General features: G+C 74.0%; 13 protein-coding genes and 1 pseudogene. 13 read left to right on the top strand and 1 reads right to left on the bottom strand.

Annotation, left to right across the window (positions count from 1 at the left end; translation table 11 throughout):
- Positions 1-40 precede the first annotated feature (40 nt).
- The 6 genes and pseudogenes from IH48_RS0102530 to IH48_RS34715 all read left to right on the top strand — a co-directional run.
- Positions 41-1,177, top strand: a complete 1,137-nt coding sequence (locus IH48_RS0102530) for a TadA family conjugal transfer-associated ATPase (RefSeq protein ID WP_030898469.1) — start codon at positions 41-43, stop codon at positions 1,175-1,177.
- Positions 1,174-2,040 (top strand): type II secretion system F family protein, encoded by an 867-nt coding sequence (locus IH48_RS0102525; protein WP_030898466.1) that lies wholly within the window; start codon positions 1,174-1,176, stop codon positions 2,038-2,040. Before IH48_RS0102530 ends, IH48_RS0102525 begins: the two co-directional genes overlap by 4 nt.
- The gene (locus IH48_RS0102520; RefSeq protein ID WP_234434093.1) at positions 2,037-2,819 is read left to right on the top strand and encodes a type II secretion system F family protein; all 783 of its coding nucleotides are present in this window, start codon (positions 2,037-2,039) and stop codon (positions 2,817-2,819) included. Before IH48_RS0102525 ends, IH48_RS0102520 begins: the two co-directional genes overlap by 4 nt.
- A 47-nt stretch (positions 2,820-2,866) precedes the next feature.
- Positions 2,867-3,055, top strand: coding sequence for a DUF4244 domain-containing protein (locus IH48_RS0102515; protein ID WP_030898461.1), 189 nt, complete (start codon positions 2,867-2,869; stop codon positions 3,053-3,055).
- A 55-nt stretch (positions 3,056-3,110) separates the two neighbouring features.
- Entirely contained in the window at positions 3,111-3,476 is a 366-nt protein-coding gene (locus IH48_RS0102510) for a TadE family type IV pilus minor pilin (RefSeq protein ID WP_030898459.1), read from the top strand.
- Positions 3,473-3,751: pseudogene (locus IH48_RS34715) on the top strand (Rv3654c family TadE-like protein); the annotation flags it as partial. The gene IH48_RS0102510 and the pseudogene IH48_RS34715, both read left to right, overlap by 4 nt.
- Before the next feature lie 26 nt (positions 3,752-3,777).
- Here the strand turns inward: IH48_RS34715 and IH48_RS0102505 are convergent.
- Complete coding sequence (locus tag IH48_RS0102505) at positions 3,778-6,321, bottom strand: DEAD/DEAH box helicase (protein ID WP_078849411.1); 2,544 nt, start codon at positions 6,319-6,321, stop codon at positions 3,778-3,780.
- 79 nt (positions 6,322-6,400) lie between these two features.
- Between IH48_RS0102505 and IH48_RS0102500 the strand changes: the two genes are divergently transcribed.
- The 7 genes from IH48_RS0102500 (at position 6,401) to IH48_RS0102470 (ending at position 18,466) form a co-directional block, all read left to right on the top strand.
- A complete protein-coding gene (locus tag IH48_RS0102500; protein ID WP_003967428.1) occupies positions 6,401-6,754 on the top strand; it encodes an STAS domain-containing protein in 354 nt (117 codons plus the stop codon).
- A gap of 120 nt (positions 6,755-6,874) precedes the next feature.
- Complete coding sequence (locus tag IH48_RS0102495; RefSeq protein ID WP_030898454.1) at positions 6,875-7,321, top strand: ATP-binding protein; 447 nt, start codon at positions 6,875-6,877, stop codon at positions 7,319-7,321.
- A 174-nt stretch (positions 7,322-7,495) separates the two neighbouring features.
- Positions 7,496-8,065 (top strand): hypothetical protein, encoded by a 570-nt coding sequence (locus IH48_RS0102490; RefSeq protein ID WP_030898451.1) that lies wholly within the window; start codon positions 7,496-7,498, stop codon positions 8,063-8,065.
- Between the two features lie 76 nt (positions 8,066-8,141).
- Positions 8,142-9,707, top strand: a complete 1,566-nt coding sequence (locus IH48_RS0102485; RefSeq protein ID WP_030898449.1) for a DUF7059 domain-containing protein — start codon at positions 8,142-8,144, stop codon at positions 9,705-9,707.
- A 705-nt stretch (positions 9,708-10,412) separates the two neighbouring features.
- Positions 10,413-13,283, top strand: coding sequence for a type I DNA topoisomerase (gene topA, locus IH48_RS0102480; RefSeq protein WP_030898447.1), 2,871 nt, complete (start codon positions 10,413-10,415; stop codon positions 13,281-13,283).
- Between the two features lie 252 nt (positions 13,284-13,535).
- Positions 13,536-17,156 (top strand): dTMP kinase, encoded by a 3,621-nt coding sequence (tmk, locus tag IH48_RS0102475; RefSeq protein ID WP_037840799.1) that lies wholly within the window; start codon positions 13,536-13,538, stop codon positions 17,154-17,156.
- 104 nt (positions 17,157-17,260) lie between these two features.
- The gene (locus IH48_RS0102470) at positions 17,261-18,466 is read left to right on the top strand and encodes a DNA polymerase III subunit delta' (RefSeq protein WP_030898441.1); all 1,206 of its coding nucleotides are present in this window, start codon (positions 17,261-17,263) and stop codon (positions 18,464-18,466) included.
- The last annotated feature ends 33 nt before the right edge of the window (positions 18,467-18,499 follow it).

Raw genomic sequence — 18,499 nt, 5'->3', positions numbered from 1 at the left:
CGCGACGGCGACGGGGGTCGTGGGCCAGGGCGGTGCGGGCATGCTCGACGCCGTGCGCAGGCGCCTCGCGCAGAGCGGCGCCGAGCCGACGCCCGCGCGTGTGGCGGCAGCCCTGCGTGCCCAGGGCCGCCTGCTGGGGGACGCGGAAGTACTGGGCGCCGCGGAGGAGTTGCGCAGCGAGCTGGTGGGCACGGGCCCGCTCGAACCGCTCCTCGCCGACGGTCTCGTGACAGACGTACTCGTGACGGCGCCCGACCGGGTGTGGGTGGACAGGGGCAGCGGCCTGGAGCTGACGGATGTCTCGTTCCCCGACGCGGGCTCCGTGCGGCGGCTCGCGCAGCGTCTGGCTGCCGTGGCCGGGAGACGCCTCGATGACGCGCGGCCGTGGGCGGACGCGCGCCTGCCCGACGGCACCCGGATGCATGCGGTGCTGCCGCCGATCGCGGTCGGTTCGGCCTGCCTGTCGCTTCGGGTGGTGCGCCCCAGGGCCTTCTCCCTCGCCGAGCTGGCCGCCGCGGGCACGGTTCCGCCGGGCGGCGAGCGGGTGCTGCGCGCCTTGGTGGAGGCCCGGCTGTCCTTCCTGATCAGTGGCGGCACGGGCACGGGCAAGACGACGTTGCTGTCCACGCTGCTCGGTCTGGTCGGCGCGCGGGAGCGCATCGTCCTCGCCGAGGACTCGGCGGAACTGCGTCCCGACCACCCGCATGTGGTGCGCCTGGAAGCCCGCCCGGCGAACCAGGAGGGCGCCGGCGAGGTGACGCTGAAGGACCTCGTCAGGCAGGCCTTGCGGATGCGTCCCGACCGGCTGGTGGTGGGCGAGGTCCGAGGCGCCGAAGTGACCGATCTCCTCGCCGCGTTGAACACCGGGCACGAGGGAGGCTGCGGCACGGTGCACGCCAACGCGGCGGCCGACGTGCCCGCCCGGCTCGAAGCGCTCGGTACGGCGGCCGGGCTCGACCGGGCCGCGCTGCACAGCCAGTTGGCGGCGGCCGTGTCCGCCGTGCTCCATCTCGTCCGGGACAGGGACGGACGGCGGCGCGTCGCCGAGGTGCACGTGCTGCAGCGGGACGCGGCCGGGTTCGTGGTGCCGGTGCCGGCGCTGCGCTGGGCACACGGCGGGTTCGTCCGTGAGCCGGGGTGCGCGCGGCTGACCGAACTGGTCGGCGGCGCGCTGTGACGGCCGTGTCGGCGGCCGAGTGCGCGTACGCCGCGGCCCTGTGCGGCGGGGCGGCCGTGTGGTTCGCCGTGGGCGCGGGGAGGGGGCGCCGCAGGGCCAAGGCCCTTTTCCGGTACGGCACGGCCGCGGGCGCGCCCTGGCACCGACGGTTCTTCCGATGGCTGCGGCGCCGCGCCGGCTCGCCCGGGAGGGAGTGGTTGTGCCTGCCTGCCGGCGCCCTTGTCGCCGCGATGGGCGCGTCCCTGCTGCCGCTCTGTGCCGGCGTGCTGGCGGTGCCCATCCTGCGGCGCAGGCTGCGTGCGGCGGAGCTGCGCAGGACGGCGGAGCGGAGGGCGGAGGCGGTGATCGCGCTGTGCGGCGCGACGGCCGGCGAGCTGAGGGCGGGGCTGCACCCCGCGCGGGCGCTGCCGGCCGCGTCGGCGCTGACCGGTGGCCTGGGTGATGGCGAGGCGGCGGTGGTGGCGGCCGTGCGCTTCGGCGGCGATGTGCCTGCCGCGCTCAGGCGGGCCGCCTCGGCGGCCGGTGCCGACGGCCTGGTCGGGATCGCCACGTGCTGGCAGGTGGCCGTGGACGGCGGAGCGGGACTGGCCGCGGGGCTCGACCGGCTGGAGGTGGCGCTCCGGGCGGAGCGCGACCAGCGGCAGGGGCTGCGCGCCCAGCTCGCCGGCGCCTGGTCGACGGTGACGGTGCTCGCGCTGCTGCCCGGGGTCGGCCTCGGACTCGGTTCGGCGATGGGCGCCCACCCGCTCACGATCCTGCTGCACACGCCGGCGGGGTTCGCCTGTCTCGTCGCCGGTGCGCTGCTGGAGTCCGCGGGGCTGTGGTGGGCGGGGCGGATCGTCAGGGCGGGTGAGGCCGGGTGAGCGGCGCGTTCTTCCACAGGCTGTGGGTGACGGTCTCCGTGGTGACCGCGAGCGGGTGCCTGGCCATGGCGCTGTCCGGGCGGCTCGGTGAGCGTGCTGTCCGCAGGCGCACGGCGGCCCTGTTCGGCGTGGCGCGGTCGCGAGGGCCCGTGTTCGCACGCGTGGCTCTGCCGGGCAGGGCCCGGCGCGTAGCGCCCTTGCTCGGCGCGTTCCTGGCCGGCTGGCTCCTGGTGGGCGGCGTGGCGGGCGCCCTGGTGGGCGTGGCGGCCGCTGTGGGGCTGCGGCGGTGGCTGCGCACGCGGAAGACGGGCGAGCAGGGCCGCGCGGCGGCCGATGAGGCGGTGCGCCGGCTGCCGCTCGCCGCCGACCTGCTGGCCGCCTGCACCGCGGCGGGTGCGGGACCGCGCGAGGCCGCCGAGGCCGTCGGGAGCTCCCTCGGTGGGCCGGTGGGGGACCGGCTGGCCGGTGCGGCGGCGGAGATCGGGCTCGGCGGCGAACCGGCCGCGGCGTGGGGACGGTTCGGGGAGATACCGGGCGCGGCGGGACTCGCCCGCTGCCTGGAGCGTGCCTGCGCCAGCGGCGCGCCGGCGGCCGAACCGCTGGCCCGGCTGGCCGACGGGCTCAGGGCGGAACGGTCCAGGAGGGCCACAGCAAGGGCGCAGCGGGCACAGGTGCTGATCACGGGGCCGGTGGGCCTCTGCTTCCTGCCTGCCTTCCTGGCCACGGGCGTGGCGCCCGTCGTGATCGGCCTGGCCAAGGGGCTGCTCAGCGGTGGCTGAGCAACGGACGTACGCGAAACAGATGCGACACAGGAGGGGAGAGCGTCATGAGGAAGTGGGCAAGGGCGTTGTGGCTGCGGAGGATGCGTTCGGACGCGGGCATGACGACGTCGGAGTACGCGGTGGGCACGATCGCCGCATGCGCGTTCGCGGCGGTGCTGTACAAGGTCGTCACGAGCGGGACGGTGCAGGGGGCGTTGCAGTCGCTGATCGAGCGTGCGCTCAGTGCGAAATGACGGCCGGAGCCGCCGCGGTGGGCGCGATGCGGGCTACGTCACGGCGGAGGCCGCCGTGACCATCCCCGGGCTCGTCGCCTTCGCGATGGCGCTCGTCTGGGCGCTCATGGCGGCGGCCGCGCAGATCCAGTGCGTGGACGCGGCGCGGGCAGGGGCGCGGGCCGCGGCCAGGTCGGAACCGCAAGCGGCCGCGGTCGCCGCGGCCAGGTCCGTGGCTCCGGAGGGCGCGGAGGTCACCGTGGCCAGGCGCGGCGACCTGTGGCACGTCGAGGTGGCGGCGCCGGTCCCGGGGCCGCGCGCCCTCGCGCTGAAGCTGTCCGCCGGGGCGGCAGCGGCGGCCGAGGACGCGGCTCCGGCGGGGGAAGCGGTTACTCCGGGACCGGCGGCCGGGGGCTCGGGGGCACCGGGAGGTGGCCCGTGACAGGCCGGAGGCGAGCGGCGGACGACCGCGGTTACGCCACGGTGGTGACGGCCGTGACCGCGACGGTGCTGTGCGCACTGTTCGGCGTCGTTCTCGCCCTCGGTGAGGCGGTGGTCGCCCGGCACCGGGCGGAAGCCGCGGCCGACCTCGCCGCGCTCGCGGCGGCCGACCGTGCCCCGGCGGGCCGCGCAGTCGCTTGCCGTGGCGCGCGCACGGTCGCCGAGGCCCAGGGGGCACGGGTGGTGCGGTGCGTTCTCGAGGGACAGATCGCGGAGGTGACGGCCGCCGTCAGAGCCGGGCCCTACGAGCCCACGGCCCTGGCGCGAGCGGGTCCGCGGCTCGCGGAGCCGCCCGGGACGTCCGCGGCCCCGGTGGCCGCTGCTGGGTCCTCAGCGTCCTGGGGTGCGTCCCTGAGCAGTTCCGTCAGGAGGCGCACGGCTCCGCGCTTGTGGAGGGGGTCGTTGCCGTTGCCGCACTTGGGCGACTGGATGCACGACGGGCAGCCCGCCTCGCAGTCGCAGGAGGCGATGGCCTCGCGGGTGGCGCTGAGCCAGGAGCGGGCCGTGCGGAACGCGCGCTCGGCGAAGCCCGCGCCGCCCGGATGGCCGTCGTAGACGAAGACCGTGGGCAGCAGCGTGTCCGGGTGCAGTGGCACGGAGACGCCGCCGATGTCCCAGCGGTCGCAGGTGGCGAAGAGAGGAAGGAGACCGATGGAGGCGTGTTCCGCGGCGTGCAGGGCGCCGCCGAGCTGCTCGGGGCCCACGCGCGCGGCGTCCAGTTGGTCCTCGGTGACGGTCCACCACACGGCGCGTGTGCGCAGGGTGCGCGGTGGCAGGTCCAGCTTGGTCTCGCCGAGCACCTCACCGGTGATGAGACGGCGGCTCAGGAAGGAGACGACCTGGTTGGTGACCTCGACGGATCCGTAGCACAGGCGGCCTTCGCCCCACGGTACCTCGGTCTCCGTCTCCAGGACGGAGATGGCGGTGGTGTCGCGTGCGGTCGTCGAGTAGGGCGGTGCCGCCTCCTCGACCAGCGCGACGGAGTCGCCCAGGTCCAGCCGCTTCACCAGGTACGTACGGCCCTGGTGGAGGTGGACGGCCCCGTCGTGGACGGCCGTGTGCGCGGCGGCCTCGTCGATCGTGCCGAGCAGCCGGCCGGTACCGGCCTCCACGATCTGGACGGGGCTGCCGCCCGCTCCGCGGATGTCGGCGAGGTCGGCAGCGCGCCTGCGCTGGGTCCAGTACCAGCCGGAGGAGCGGCGCCGCAGCAGTGCCGCGGCCTCGAGCTGCGGCAGCAGACCCGCCGAGGCGGGCCCGAACAGTTCCAGGTCGTCCTCCGTGAGCGGGAGCTCGGCGGCGGCCGCACACAGATGGGGGGCGAGGACGTAGGGGTTGTCCGGGTCGAGGACGGTCGACTCGACCGGCTGGTCGAACAGGGCCTCCGGATGGTGGACGAGGTAGGTGTCCAGCGGATCGTCCCTGGCGACGAGCACGGCGAGGGCTCCCTGGCCCGCCCGTCCCGCGCGGCCCGCCTGCTGCCAAAGGGAGGCGCGGGTGCCCGGATAGCCGGTGATCAGCACGGCGTCGAGCCCGGAGACGTCGATGCCCAGCTCCAGCGCGGTCGTGGCGGAAAGGCCGAGGAGTTCGCCGGAGTGCAGGGCGGACTCCAGGGCGCGCCGCTCCGCCGGCAGGTAGCCGCCGCGGTAGGCGGCGACCCTGGGCGGCAGCGAGCGGTCCACCTGGGCCAGCCGCTCCTGCGCGATGACGGAGATCAGCTCCGCGCCGCGCCGGGAGCGCACGAAAGCGACCGTGCGGACGCCCTGCACGGTCAGGTCGGTGAGGAGGTCGGCGGTCTCCGCGGTGGCGGTGCGGCGCACCGGCGCGCCCCGCTCGCCGTGGAACTCGGTGAGAGGGGGTTCCCACAGGGCGAAGACGACCTCGCCGCGCGGCGAGGCGTCGTCGGCGACCTCGCGCACGGGCAGGCCCGTGAGGCGTCCCGCCGCCACTGCGGGCTGCGCGGCGGTCGCCGATGCCAGCAGGAAGACCGGGTGCGCGCCGTAACGCGCGCAGACGCGGCGCAGCCGGCGCAGCACCTGCGCCACGTGCGAGCCGAAGACGCCGCGGTAGGTGTGGCACTCGTCGATCACGACATAGCGCAGCGCGCGCAGGAAGGAGGACCAGCGCGCATGGGAGGGGAGTATCCCGCGGTGCAGCATGTCGGGATTGGTCAGGACGTAGTTCGCGTACTGCCTGACCCATTCGCGCTCCTCGACCGGAGTGTCCCCGTCGTACACCGCGGGGCGCACGGCGGTGCCGAGCGGCGCGGCCAGGGCGCGCACCGAGCGGCGCTGGTCGGCCGCGAGGGCCTTCGTGGGGGCCAGGTAGAGAGCGGTGGCCCCGCGGCCGTTGGGCGCCTCGGAGCCGTCCAGGAGCGCGGTGAGGACGGGGGCGAGATAGGCGAGGGACTTGCCGGAGGCCGTGCCCGTCGCGATCACGACGGACTCGCCGTCGAGCGCGTGCTCGGCGGCCTCCGCCTGGTGGGCCCAGGGGTGGTCGATGCCCGCCTGCTGGACGGCGGCGATGATCTCGGTCCTGATGCGGTCGGGCCAGACTGCATGACGACCGGGTCTCGGGGGCAGGTGCTCCGTATGGGTGATGCGCGCAGCACGTCCCGCCCCTGCGGCGAGCCGTTCGAGGACGGCGTCCGGCGAGGGGTGATCGTCCCCGCTCCGGGGGAGTCCGCCGGGGCGGTGGGTCCTGGCCATCGGCATCGAGTGTGTCACTGGTCTGCGGGACAATGGCCTCAAGGCGTCGTGCATGGCTGCTGGTAAGTGATTGAATGCCATCGCGGCTGGCGATACGTCCCCTGGCTCCGTCGGGGAGACCCGAGGGGCGACCGCTCGATAGCAAGGTGCTGGAGGATCCGTGGACCTGTCCTTGTCGACTCGCAATGTGTCCGGCCCTGGTGGCGACCGTACGGTCGTCGAGGTCGGTGGCGAGATTGATGTATATACCGCGCCCAAGCTGCGCGAGCAGTTGGTGGAGTTGGTGAACGACGGCAGCTACCACCTGGTCGTCGACATGGAGGGCGTGGACTTCCTCGACTCGACCGGGCTCGGCGTGCTGGTGGGCGGCCTCAAGCGGGTGCGTGCCCATGAGGGGTCGCTGCGTCTCGTCTGCAACCAGGAGCGCATTCTCAAGATCTTCCGGATCACCGGTCTCACCAAGGTGTTCCCGATCCACACCACGGTCGACGAGGCGGTGGCCGCGACCGACTGACGTCGGAGCGGCTTTTCGGAGGATCGGGGCCGTGGAGCCGGGCGGTCACGCCCGGCTCCCGCCCCGCAGGCGTGTGGAAGTGGTGCAGAGTGCACGCTCGTATGTTCGAGGGGGATCCGTATGGCCACCGTTGAACTCCGTTTCAGCGCCCAGCCGGAGCATGTCAGGACGGCGCGCCTGGTGGCGGCTGCCGTGGCGCGGCGGGCAGGAGTCGACGAGGCCGTGCTCGACGAGGTCAGGCTCGCCGTGGGCGAGGCCTGCAGCCGCGCCGTGGGGCTGCACCGAAGCCACGGGGTCTCGTCCCCCGTGAAGGTGGCGCTGACGGAGGAGGAGAAGACCTTCTCCATCGAGGTCGGCGACGACGTGCCGGGCTCCGGCGCGTCCGCCGCGGGTGCCCCTGAGGCGCGCCCGGGCGTGGACCCGCACGACACGGACGCGGACGGGGAGGACGAGATGGGGCTCGCCGTGATCAGCGGCCTCGTCGACGACGTCAAGGTCGTCTCTGGCGCCGACGGTGGCGTGATCCGGATGAGCTGGCCCATCGCCTCGGCCGTCCCGCTTTCCTGAACCGCTGCCCTGAGCCCCGCCGGCGCGGCTCAAGCGTTGCCGCGCCGTCGGCGTGAGGTGTCTCTCGCCTCGGACAAATGGACTCAATAGGGCATCGAGCGGGTGATCGCGGCGCGGCGGCGGGCCGCCCGGCGTGTATGTTCCGGGGCCGAGAGCCTCGGAAGGGACCGATCGGTGAAGAAGAAGCTAGCGGCCACGCTGTCCGGTGGCGCTGTGGTGCTCCTGACGCTTGCCGGATGCGGCAACGACAGCAAGGTGAACGACTGGGCGAAGGGCTTCTGCGACCGGGTGCAGCCCCAGCAGCAGTCCATCGCCGACGCCAACGCGGCCATCGTGAAAGCCACCACCACCGCGAGCTCGCCCGCCGAGGTCCAGAAGGTGGACTCGTCCGCCTTCGAGACCAACGCCAAGGCCTACAAGGCGCTCGCCTCCGCCGTGAAGGCCGCCGGCGCGCCGCCCGTGGACAACGGGGCCGCGACGCAGAAGGCCGCGGTCAAGGAGCTCAACCAGACGTCCGCCGCCTACACGCAGCTCAAGGCGAAGGTCGACGCGCTCGACACGAAGGACCAGGCCAAGTTCGCGCAGGGCCTGGGCGACGTGTCCACCCAGCTCGGCAAGTTGAGCTCCGGCGGGGGCGACGCGCTGCGCAAGCTCCAGTCGGGCGACCTGGGCAAGGCCATCGCCAAGCAGCCGAGCTGCCAGAAGAAGAGCCCGTCGGGGGCCGCGTCCTCGTCCGCTTCATAGCCGGAGCCGGAGCCCCGGCGGGGCCGATGCGACGCGTCGCCGACGGGTTGTCAGTGGCAGCCGCCACAATGTGAGGGTGAGTAAGACCAGCCTTCCCGCATCCGACCGCGCCGCACGGCTCCGTGAAGCCCTGCTGGCCGCGGAGTTCACCGTAGACGGGGTGCTCGACGCGCTCGGCGCGCCCGCGTACGCCGCGCTGGCCCGCAGCGAGACCGTGCCCGCGCTGCGCGCCACCCGAGGTGCGTCGCGCCTCAAAACGCTCGTGCGGCTGTTCCTCCTGCAGTGCTCCGTCCCGGCGGACCGCGCCGGAGACGCGCTCCCGCTCGACGACGCGCTGGCCGACGGCTGGCTCGCCGGCGGGGAGTCCGCCGGCGGCGGTGTCAGCGGTGCGGCGTCCGGGTCCGTACGGGCCACGGTCGACATCCGCCCGTACGGCGGCCCCGAGGGGCAGGACTGGTTCATCGTCTCCGACCTCGGCTGCTCGGTCGGCGGCGCGGCCGGAGCGGGCGGCCGAGGCGAGGCCGTGGTGCTGGGCGTGGGCGGCGCCTCGACCACGCTCGCCGGGCTCACGGTGCGCAGGCAGGTCGCGTCCGCGCTCGACCTCGGCACGGGCTCCGGGCTCCAGGCGCTGCACGCGACGCAGCACGCGACGCGTGTAACGGCGACGGACCTCAACGCGAGGGCCCTCGACTTCACGCGCCTCACGCTCGCGCTCTCCGGCGTCGAGCAGGCGGAGCTGCTGGAGGGCTCGCTGTTCGAACCGGTGGGCGACGCGACGTACGACCTGATCGTCTCCAACCCTCCGTTCGTCATCTCCCCGGCCGCCGACGGCGCCCCCGGCGGCAGGCGCACGTACCGCGACGGCGGCATGGCGGGCGACGACCTGTGCCGCACTCTCGTCCAGCAGGCCGGGGACCACCTCAACGAGGGCGGCTTCGCCCAGTTCCTCGCCAACTGGGAGCACGTCGAGGGGGAGGAGTGGCAGGACAGACTGCGCTCCTGGGTGCCGCGCGGCTGTGACGCGTGGATCGTGCAGCGCGAGGTCCAGGACGTCACGCAGTACGCCGAGCTGTGGCTGCGTGACAGCGGCGACCACCAGGCGGTGGACGACGACCGGTACGCACGGCTGTACGACGCGTGGCTCGACGAGTTCGAGACACGGAAGACGCACGCCGTCGGCTTCGGCTGGATCACGCTGCGGAAGGCGGCACTCGGGACGGTGCGGGGTGGCCCGTCGATCGTCGTGGAGGACTGGCCGCACGCGGTCGAGCAGCCGCTCGGCGAGGCCGTGGAGGCCCATTTCCTGCGCCAGGACTACCTGCGCACGCACGACGACGCGGCGCTGCTCGCCGGCCGCTTCACCCTCGCCGCCGAGGTCGTCCAGGAGCAGGTCGGGCTGCCGGGCGCCGAGGATCCTGAGCACGTGGTGCTCCGCCAGCACCGCGGCATGCGCAGGGCCACCAAGGTGGACACGGTGGGGGCGGGGTTCGCGGGCGTCTGCGACGGCACGCTCAGCGCGGGCCGGATTCTCGACGCGATCGCGCAGCTGGTCGAGGAGGATCCGGTGCTGCTGCGCGACCGCACGCCGGAGTCGATCCGGCTGCTGGTGGGGGAGGGATACCTGGAGCCGGTCGGCGAATGACCACGGCACGGCCCCGGCCTGCCCCGCCCCGGCTTCGACTGCCCCGGCCCGGTCCGCCCGGGCCTGGATCGGCCCTCGTTCCGGCCTCGGGCCGGGCCAGGGCCGCCCTCGGCCGTCATGGGCGCCGGCGTGGTCTTCGTCGCTCCGCGTGTGCGGTCCTTCGGACGTACGTGATCCACTCGGGCATCCGCTCCCGCGCCGCCTGAACCGTCCGCACGGGGGCCCGAGCGGGCGGGCGCCGCGCGCGAGCGGAATCCTCCGGGTGATGTTGACAAGGCAGTCGCACAGGGGGCGGCGTGCCGGCCTCGTACCCGTCCCGACCTGCGGTGGACGGCTCGGACGCAGCGCCGCGGGACACGCCGGGAGGGACGCCGGCGGCAAGACGCCGGAATGCGTCCGCCTGCGCGGTGGGGCCCCGGCCGAGCGGCAAACGTCTCCTGCCGCCCGGAGGGGTCCGGCGGCAGGAACGCCATGAGTCGGGTTACCGTTCGAGGGGCCGCTGCGGGATCCCGCCGTTTGACACGGGGGCGGGTTGTACCGTCACACTCCGCAGCGGAAGAGCGTCACAAAGGGGCCACACCACGGGTCCCGTGGAGCCGCGCCGTACTGTCGGAAGTGTCGTAAGGGCCGGTCGGCCCGCACGAGCACTGACCCACACGAGGCGTCGGCCCCCGCCGAGCGTCGACCGGAGAGAGAAGAACGAAGTTGTCCCCGACCAGCGAGACCGCGAACGGCGGCCGCCGACTCGTCATCGTCGAGTCGGCGACCAAGGCCAAGACGATCGAGCGCTACCTGGGCCCTGGATACGTCGTCGAGGCGAGCGTCGGGCACATCCGCGACCTGCCGAGCGGCGCGGCCGAGGTCCCCGAGAAGTACACCGGTGAGGTGCGCAGGCTCGGCGTCGACGTCGAGCACGACTTCCAGCCCATCTACGTGGTGAACTCCGACAAGCGCTCGCAGGTCAGGAAGCTCAAGGAGCTGCTCGCCGAGTCCGACGAACTCTTCCTCGCCACCGATGAGGACCGCGAGGGCGAGGCCATCGCGTGGCACCTCCAGGAGGTACTGAAGCCGAAGGTCCCCGTCCACCGGATGGTCTTCCACGAGATCACCAAGGACGCGATCAGGGCGGCCGCGGCGAACCCGCGCGAGCTGAACACGCGCATGGTCGACGCACAGGAGACCCGCCGCATCCTCGACAGGCTCTACGGCTACGAGGTGTCGCCCGTCCTGTGGAAGAAGGTCATGCGCGGCCTTTCCGCCGGCCGCGTGCAGTCGGTGGCGACCCGCCTCGTCGTCGAGCGTGAGCGCGAGCGCATCGCCTTCCGCTCCGCCGAGTACTGGGACCTGACGGGCACGTTCTCCACCGGGCGCGCAGGGGACGCGTCGGACCCGTCCACGCTGTCCGCGCGGCTGGTCGCGGTCGACGGGCGCAGGGTCGCGCAGGGCCGCGACTTCGGCCCCGACGGCCGTCTCAAGTCCGACCAGGTGCTCCACCTCGACGAGGCGAAGGCCCGTGAGCTGGCAGCCGCGCTCGAGGCGTCGCCGTTCGCCGTGAGCTCCGTCGAGTCGAAGCCGTACCGCCGCTCGCCGTCCGCGCCCTTCCGCACGACGACGCTCCAGCAGGAGGCGTCGCGCAAGCTCGGCTTCGGCGCGAAGGCGACGATGCAGATCGCACAGAAGCTGTACGAGAACGGCTTCATCACCTATATGCGTACCGACTCCACGACGCTGTCGGACACCGCCATCACGGCGGCGCGCGCGCAGGTCACGCAGTTGTACGGCAGCGGCTACCTGCCGGACAAGCCGCGTACGTACGCCGTGAAGGTCAAGAACGCGCAGGAGGCGCACGAGGCGATCAGGCCCTCGGGCGACCGCTTCCGCACGCCCGCGGAGACGGGCCTGTCGGGCGACCGGTTCAAGCTGTACGAGCTGATCTGGAAGCGGACCGTGGCCTCCCAGATGAAGGACGCGGTCGGCAACAGCGTCACCGTCCGCATCGGCGGCAGGTCCTCCGACGGGCGCGACGCCGAGTTCTCCGCGTCCGGCAGGACCATCACGTTCCACGGCTTCATGAAGGCGTACGTGGAGGGCGCGGACGACCCGAACGCGGAGCTGGACGACCGCGAGCGCCGCCTGCCGCAGGTCGCCGAGGGCGACGCGCTGGGCGCCGAGCAGATGACCGTGGACGGCCACGCGACCAAGCCGCCGGCCAGGTACACCGAGGCCTCGCTGGTCAAGGAGCTGGAGGAGCGGGAGATCGGCCGCCCGTCGACGTACGCGTCGATCATCGGCACGATCCTCGACCGCGGCTACGTGTTCAAGAAGGGCACGGCACTCGTGCCGTCGTTCCTCTCGTTCGCCGTGGTCAACCTGCTGGAGAAGCACTTCGGACGGCTCGTCGACTACGACTTCACCGCCCGCATGGAGGACGACCTCGACCGCATCGCGCGCGGCGAGGCCCACTCGGTGCCGTGGCTGAAGCGGTTCTACTTCGGCGAGGGCGCCGAAGGTGCCGAGGGCGGCGCCGGCGGCGGGAACGCCGGCGGCGCGGGCGCGGCCGCCAGCGCCGGCAACGGCGACGGGGACCACCTCGGCGGCCTCAAGGAACTGGTCACGGACCTCGGCGCGATCGACGCGCGCGAGATCTCGTCGTTCCCCGTCGGCGACGGGATCATGCTGCGTGTCGGCCGCTACGGCCCGTACGTGGAGCGCGGCGAGAAGGACTCGGACAACCACCAGCGCGCGGACGTTCCGGAGGACCTGGCGCCCGACGAGCTGACGGCGGCCTACGCGGAGGAGCTGCTCGCCAAGCCGAGCGGCGACTTCGAGCTGGGCGTCGACCCGGACAGCGGCCGCCCGATCGTCGCGAAGGCGGGCCGCTACGGCCCGTACGTGACCGAGGTACTGCCCGACGGCACCCCGAAGACCGGGAAGAACGCGGTCAAGCCCCGCACGGCGTCGCTGTTCAAGACGATGTCGCTCGACACGATCACGCTGGCGGAGGCGCTCAAGCTGATGTCGCTGCCGCGGGTGGTCGGCAAGGACCCCGAGGGCGTCGAGATCACCGCGCAGAACGGCCGCTACGGCCCGTACCTGAAGAAGGGGACGGACTCCCGGTCGCTCCAGACGGAGGATCAGCTCTTCGACATCACGCTCGACGAGGCGCTGGCGATCTACGCGCAGCCGAAGCAGCGCGGCAGGGCCGCGGCCAAGCCGCCGCTGAAGGAACTGGGCACGGACCCGGTCAGCGAGCGGCCCGTGGTCGTCAAGGACGGCCGCTTCGGCCCGTACGTCACGGACGGCGAGACCAACGCGACGCTGCGGTCGGGTGACAGCGTCGAGGAGATCACGCCGGAGCGCGGCTACGAGCTGCTGGCCGAGAAGCGGGCCAAGGGGCCGGCGAAGAAGACGGCCAAGAAGGCGGCGACGAAGAAGGCGACCGCCAAGAAGGCCACGGCGAAAAAGGCCGCCACGAAGACCGCCGCCAAGAAGACGACGGCCAAGAAGACGACGGCCAAGAAGGCGGCCGCGAAAAAGGCCACCACGGCGTCGTCCCCGGACGGCACGGACGGCTGACTGCCCATGGCATGACGGCCGGCGTCGTGACGGCGCGTTCGTACGGGTGTCCACATCCGCACGAACGCGCCGTTTTCGTATGAACACGCCGCAGCCGTACGGGCAGGGCTCGGCGGCACGCGACCGTACGCACGCGTGTGCGGGGCGAGCGCGGGGCGCGGCGGGCCCCGTCCCCCCAACGGGGCACGGGGATTGGTTCATTTGTACGGACAGGACCTCCGGTGGGCCAACCGCTGCGGATAGGCTGGGCGGATGACGCGAGCCGAGCAGCCAACGGCCGGGAGCCCCACCTCCGGCCACGACGCACTTGCCGCAGACTCACGAGAGCGCGCGGTCCGCTCTCTGCTGCGCCTGCCGCCCCTGAGGCGGCTGTGGGGTGCGCAGTTCGCCGGCGGTATCGGTGACGTACTCGCGGTCCTCGTCCTGGTGGTGCTGACGCTCCAGGCGGCGATCGCCGACGGGTCGTTCGGACCCGGTTACCGCGGCGTCGCCTTCGCGGTGGCCGCCGTGTTCGGCGCGCGCGTCGTCGCGACACTGCTGTTCGGGTCCGTCCTCCTCGGTCCGCTGTCCGCGCTCCTCGCGCCCGGCAGCGGCAAGCCGCGCGCGAAGGCCGCGGCCACCGCGGGCTCCGGCAGCACGTCGGCGCCCGACGCCGAGGCGGGCAAGCCGGGCGCGTCGGGCGCCGCCAGGTCGAAGGGCGCCACCAGGTCGCGGGGCGCGTCCAAGCCGCCGCGCGACGGCGGCCCGCTCGACCGCCGCTGGACGATGATCGCCACCGACGCCGTACGGCTCGCGCTGCTGATCGTCGCGCCGCTCTGGATCGACTGGACCCCGGACCGCGCCCTGTGGATCCTGCTCGGCACCGTCTTCGTGGCAGGTGTCGCGGAACGTTTCTGGACGGTCGCGAAGGACAGCGCGGCGCCCGCACTGCTGCCCCCGCCGCCGCCCGAGGGCGACGCGGTCCGCCCGCTCCCCGACCACCTGGACGCGCTGCGCAGGCTGTCGCTGCGCACGACATTCCTCGCCGTGCCCGCGGCCGCGTTCGTCCTGCTCGTGGCCACCCTGGTGAGCAACCTGATCGGCACGGGCGTGCAGTGGTTCACGCTGCACCAGGTGGGTCTCGCCTCGTACGTGGCGGCCGGACTCTTCGCCGCGTCGGTGTCCACGCTGGCCTTCCTCGAACTGCCCGACGGCAGGACACCGCGCCCGCGCTCCCCGCTCGAAGGGCTGCGCCTCCCCGTCCGCGGTACCTCGGCGGACAGCGGCACCGCGGCCGACGGCAACGCCACGCGGGGCGCCGGCGCCACGCGCGGCATCCGCGGGTTCTTCGCCGGTGCCGACCGCGGGCGCAGGGGCGCGGTTCCGGTGCTCGTGCTCGCCTGCGGAGCGATCGCCGCGGCCATCACGTCGGCCGTCGCCGTCGCCGTCATGGACGCCAGGGACCTCGACGGCGGCCCGGTCGCGTTCGCGCTGCTGGTGCTGGCCCTCACGGGCGGCACCGCCGTCGGTATCAGGCGCGGTCCCAAGGTGCTGCCCGCCTTCTCCCGCAACCGTCTGATGGCCCTCGCCGTCGCGGTCACGGGCGTCGCCCTCCTGGTGATGGGCCTCGTGCCCGACACGGCGACCGTCCTGTTCATCGCGCTGCTCGCCGGTTTCTCCGCGGGCGTCGCGGCGTCCGCGGGACACACCCTCGTGGAGCTGGAGACCGAGGAGCGGCGCCGCGCCCGGGTGACCGAGCACCTTCAGGCGGTCGTACGGGTCTTCATGGCGCTGGCCGCGATCGTCGCCCCGCTCGTGGCGGCGGCCATCGGCCCGCACCACCTCGCCGGCGGCGGCTTCGTCTTCGCGCACGGCGGCGCGGCCTTCACACTCATGCTGGTCGGCGCGCTGCTGCTGCCCGTCGCCGCCGTCGTCCTCGCCAAGACGGATGACAGGTCGGGCGTGCCGCTCGGCCAGGACCTGCTCGACGCGGTACGCGGCGGCTCCGACCCCGTGCAGGCGACCACGGCGACGGGCTTCTTCATCGCCGTCGAGGGCGGCGACGGTGCGGGCAAGTCGACCCAGGTCGAGGCGCTGGCCGAGTGGATAAGGGCCAAGGGCCACGAGGTCGTCGTCACGCGCGAGCCCGGCGCGACGCCGGTCGGCAAGCGGCTGCGGACGATCCTGCTCGACGTGTCGAGCGCGGGCCTGTCCAACCGCGCGGAGGCGCTGCTGTACGCGGCGGACCGCGCCGAGCACATCGACTCCGTCGTCCGGCCCGCACTCGAACGCGGCGCCATCGTCATCTCCGACCGCTACATCGACTCCTCCGTGGCGTACCAGGGCGCGGGCCGCGACCTGTCCCCGACCGAGATCGCACGGATCTCGCGGTGGGCCACGCAGGGGCTCGTCCCGCACCTGACGGTGCTGCTCGACGTGGACCCGGCGACGGCGCGCGAGCGCTTCACCGAGGCGCCGGACCGGCTGGAGTCGGAGCCCGCGGAGTTCCACCAGCGTGTACGTACGGGATTCCTCACGCTCGCGGCGTCCGACCCCGCCCGCTACCTCGTGGTGGACGCCGGCCAGGGGCCCGAGGCCGTCACGACCGCCGTGCGCCACCGGCTCGACCAGCTGCTGCCGCTCTCCGAGGCCGAGATCAAGGCCCAGGAAGAGGCGCGGAAGGCCGCCATCGAGGAGGCCAGGCGCAGGGCGGAGGAAGAGGCCGCCCGCGAGGCCGCCAGGAAGGCGGAGGAGGAGCGCCTCGAACGCGAGCGCCAGGAGGAGCTCGCGCGGCTGCGTGCCGAGGAGGAGGAGCGCAAGCGCCGCGAGCTCGAGGAGGAGCGCAAGCGCGAGATCGCTCGCCAGGAGGAAGAGGCCAGGCGGCGCGAGGAGGAGGAGCGCCGCAAGGCCGAGGAGGCCCGTAAGCGCGCGGAGGAAGAGGAGCGCAGGCGAGCCGCGGAAGAGGCCAGGAAGGCCGAGGAGGAGCGGCTGCGCGCCGAGGAGGCCGAACGCCGGCGAGAGGAAGAGCGTGTCGCGTACGAGGCCGAGCAGGAGCGTCTGAAGCAGCGGGCCGCCGAGGAGGCGCGCCTGCGAAAGGAGGACGCTGCCCGGCGCCTGGAGAAGCAGCGCAAGGCCGAAGAGGCACTGCTGCGCGCGGAAGAGGCGCGGCGGCTGGAGGCCGAGGAGTCCGCGGCGGACAGGGAGACGAGGGAGACGGGGACGCACGCCGGGGAAGCGGGCGTGTCGCCGAACGAGACGACGCTGCGCACCCCGATCGTCCCGCAGCCCGCGCCGGACGCGGACGAGGCGAAGCCGGATCGGCCCGGCCGCGGGGAGGACGCGGGCGACGTGGGCGACGCGGAGGACGCGGGCGGCTCGGACGGCTCGGGCGGCTCGGGCGAGTCCGGCGGCTCGGACCGTGAGCAGCACGACGCAGCCGGCTCGGACAGTTCGGACAGCTCCGAGGGTCCGAACAGCCCGGACAACGAGGAGACGGCGACGCTGCCGAGGTTCACGGACGCGGACGCCACGGTTTCGGCGGCCTCGTCCGACGAGCGCGCGGCGGAGACGACGACGCTGCTGCCGCACATCGACCCGGCCGACGACACGGCAGTGCTGCCCAGGGTGCGGCAGGAGCCGGACGGCGGGCAGCCGGAGCCGTTCCCGAGCGGCGGGCCCGAGGGCGCCAACGAGCGCACCCGTGAGATGCCGCGGTACCGGCCGTACGAGCAGTGGCGTGGTGAGGACAACGGCCCCGCCGCGGAGCCGCGCCGCCGCCCCGACTGGGCGGAGGAGACACCGCTCGACGACCTGCCGACGCTGGCGGACGAGCTGCTCGGCCCGCACGAGGACGACGACGAGGCGAACGGCCGCCGCGGGGGCCGGCGCCGCTGACGCCGCGCGCCCGCAGGCCGCTCTGCGGACGTTGTCAGACCCTGCCCCCACAATGGTCGGAGACGGCGGAGACGTCGTAGGCATCGCGGAGGCGGGGAGGGCGTATGACGGTGTGGGACGACCTGGTCGGCCAGGACCGGGTCCGCGAGTCGCTGGCGGCCGCGGCCCGGGACGCGGCCGCCCTCGTCACGGCCGGGGCGGCCGGCGCGGAGCCGCCCGAGTCGTCGAGGATGACGCACGCATGGCTGTTCACGGGCCCGCCGGGAGCGGGCAGGGACACGGCGGCGCGCGCCTTCGCCGCCGCGCTCCAGTGCGTCGGCCCGGACCGCGCGCTCGGCGGCGAGCCGGGCTGCGGGTTCTGCGACGGCTGCCACACCGCGCTCGTGGGCACGCACGCCGACGTGGAGATCGTCCGCACCGACCTGCTCTCCATCGGCGTGAAGGAGACCCGCGAGCTCGTGCGGCGCGCCCAGCTCGCGCCCGCGGGCGGACGCTGGCAGGCCATCGTCCTCGAAGACGCCGACCGGCTGACCGAGGGCGCGGGCAACGTCCTGCTGAAGGGCGTGGAGGAGCCCGCGACTCGCACGGTGTGGCTGCTGTGCGCCCCGTCCGTGGAGGACGTGCTGCCGACGATCCGCTCCCGCTGCCGCCACCTCGTCCTGCGCACGCCGTCCGTGGACGCCGTGGCGGACGTGCTGATCAGGCGGGACGGCATCGAGCCCGAGGCCGCGCGTTCGGCGGCCCGTGCCACCCAGGGGCACATCGAGCGGGCGCGGCGCCTGGCCACGGACGAACGGGCGCGCGCCCGCCGCAACACGGTCCTGCGGCTGCCGCTGCGCGTGGACGATGTGGGCGGCTGCCTGAGGGCGGCGCAGGAGCTGATCGACGCGGCCGGGCAGGATGCGAAGGAGGCCGCGGAGGAGGTCGACGCCAAGGAGACGGAGGACCTGCGGGCCGCGCTCGGCGCACAGTCGGGCGGCCGGATGCCGAGGGGCACGGCGGGCGCCATGAAGGAGCTGGCCGACCGCCAGAAACGCCGGTCGACACGCACCCAGCGCGACAGCCTCGACCTGGCGCTCACGGATCTCACGGGGTTCTACCGTGACGTCCTGGCGCTGCAGCTGGGGTCGAGGGTGCAGTTGGCCAACGAGGATGTGCGCGACGCGCTGGACGGCGTCGCGGCAGGCTCGACGCCGGAGCGGACGCTGCGGCGCATGGAGGCGATCGGCGCATGCCGTGAGGCACTGGACCGCAACGTCGCCCCACTGCTCGCGGTCGAGGCGATGGCGATGGCCCTGCGGGCCGGCTGAGGACAGCTGCCGTCACCCGTACGCGTGGCGATG

Origin of the sequence: Streptomyces sp. NRRL F-5126, assembly GCF_000721265.1 — a bacterium.
Taxonomy (GTDB): Bacteria; Actinomycetota; Actinomycetes; order Streptomycetales; family Streptomycetaceae; genus Streptomyces.
Note: the sequence above shows the minus strand (reverse complement) of the source record. Positions and strands in the feature narration are given on the sequence as shown.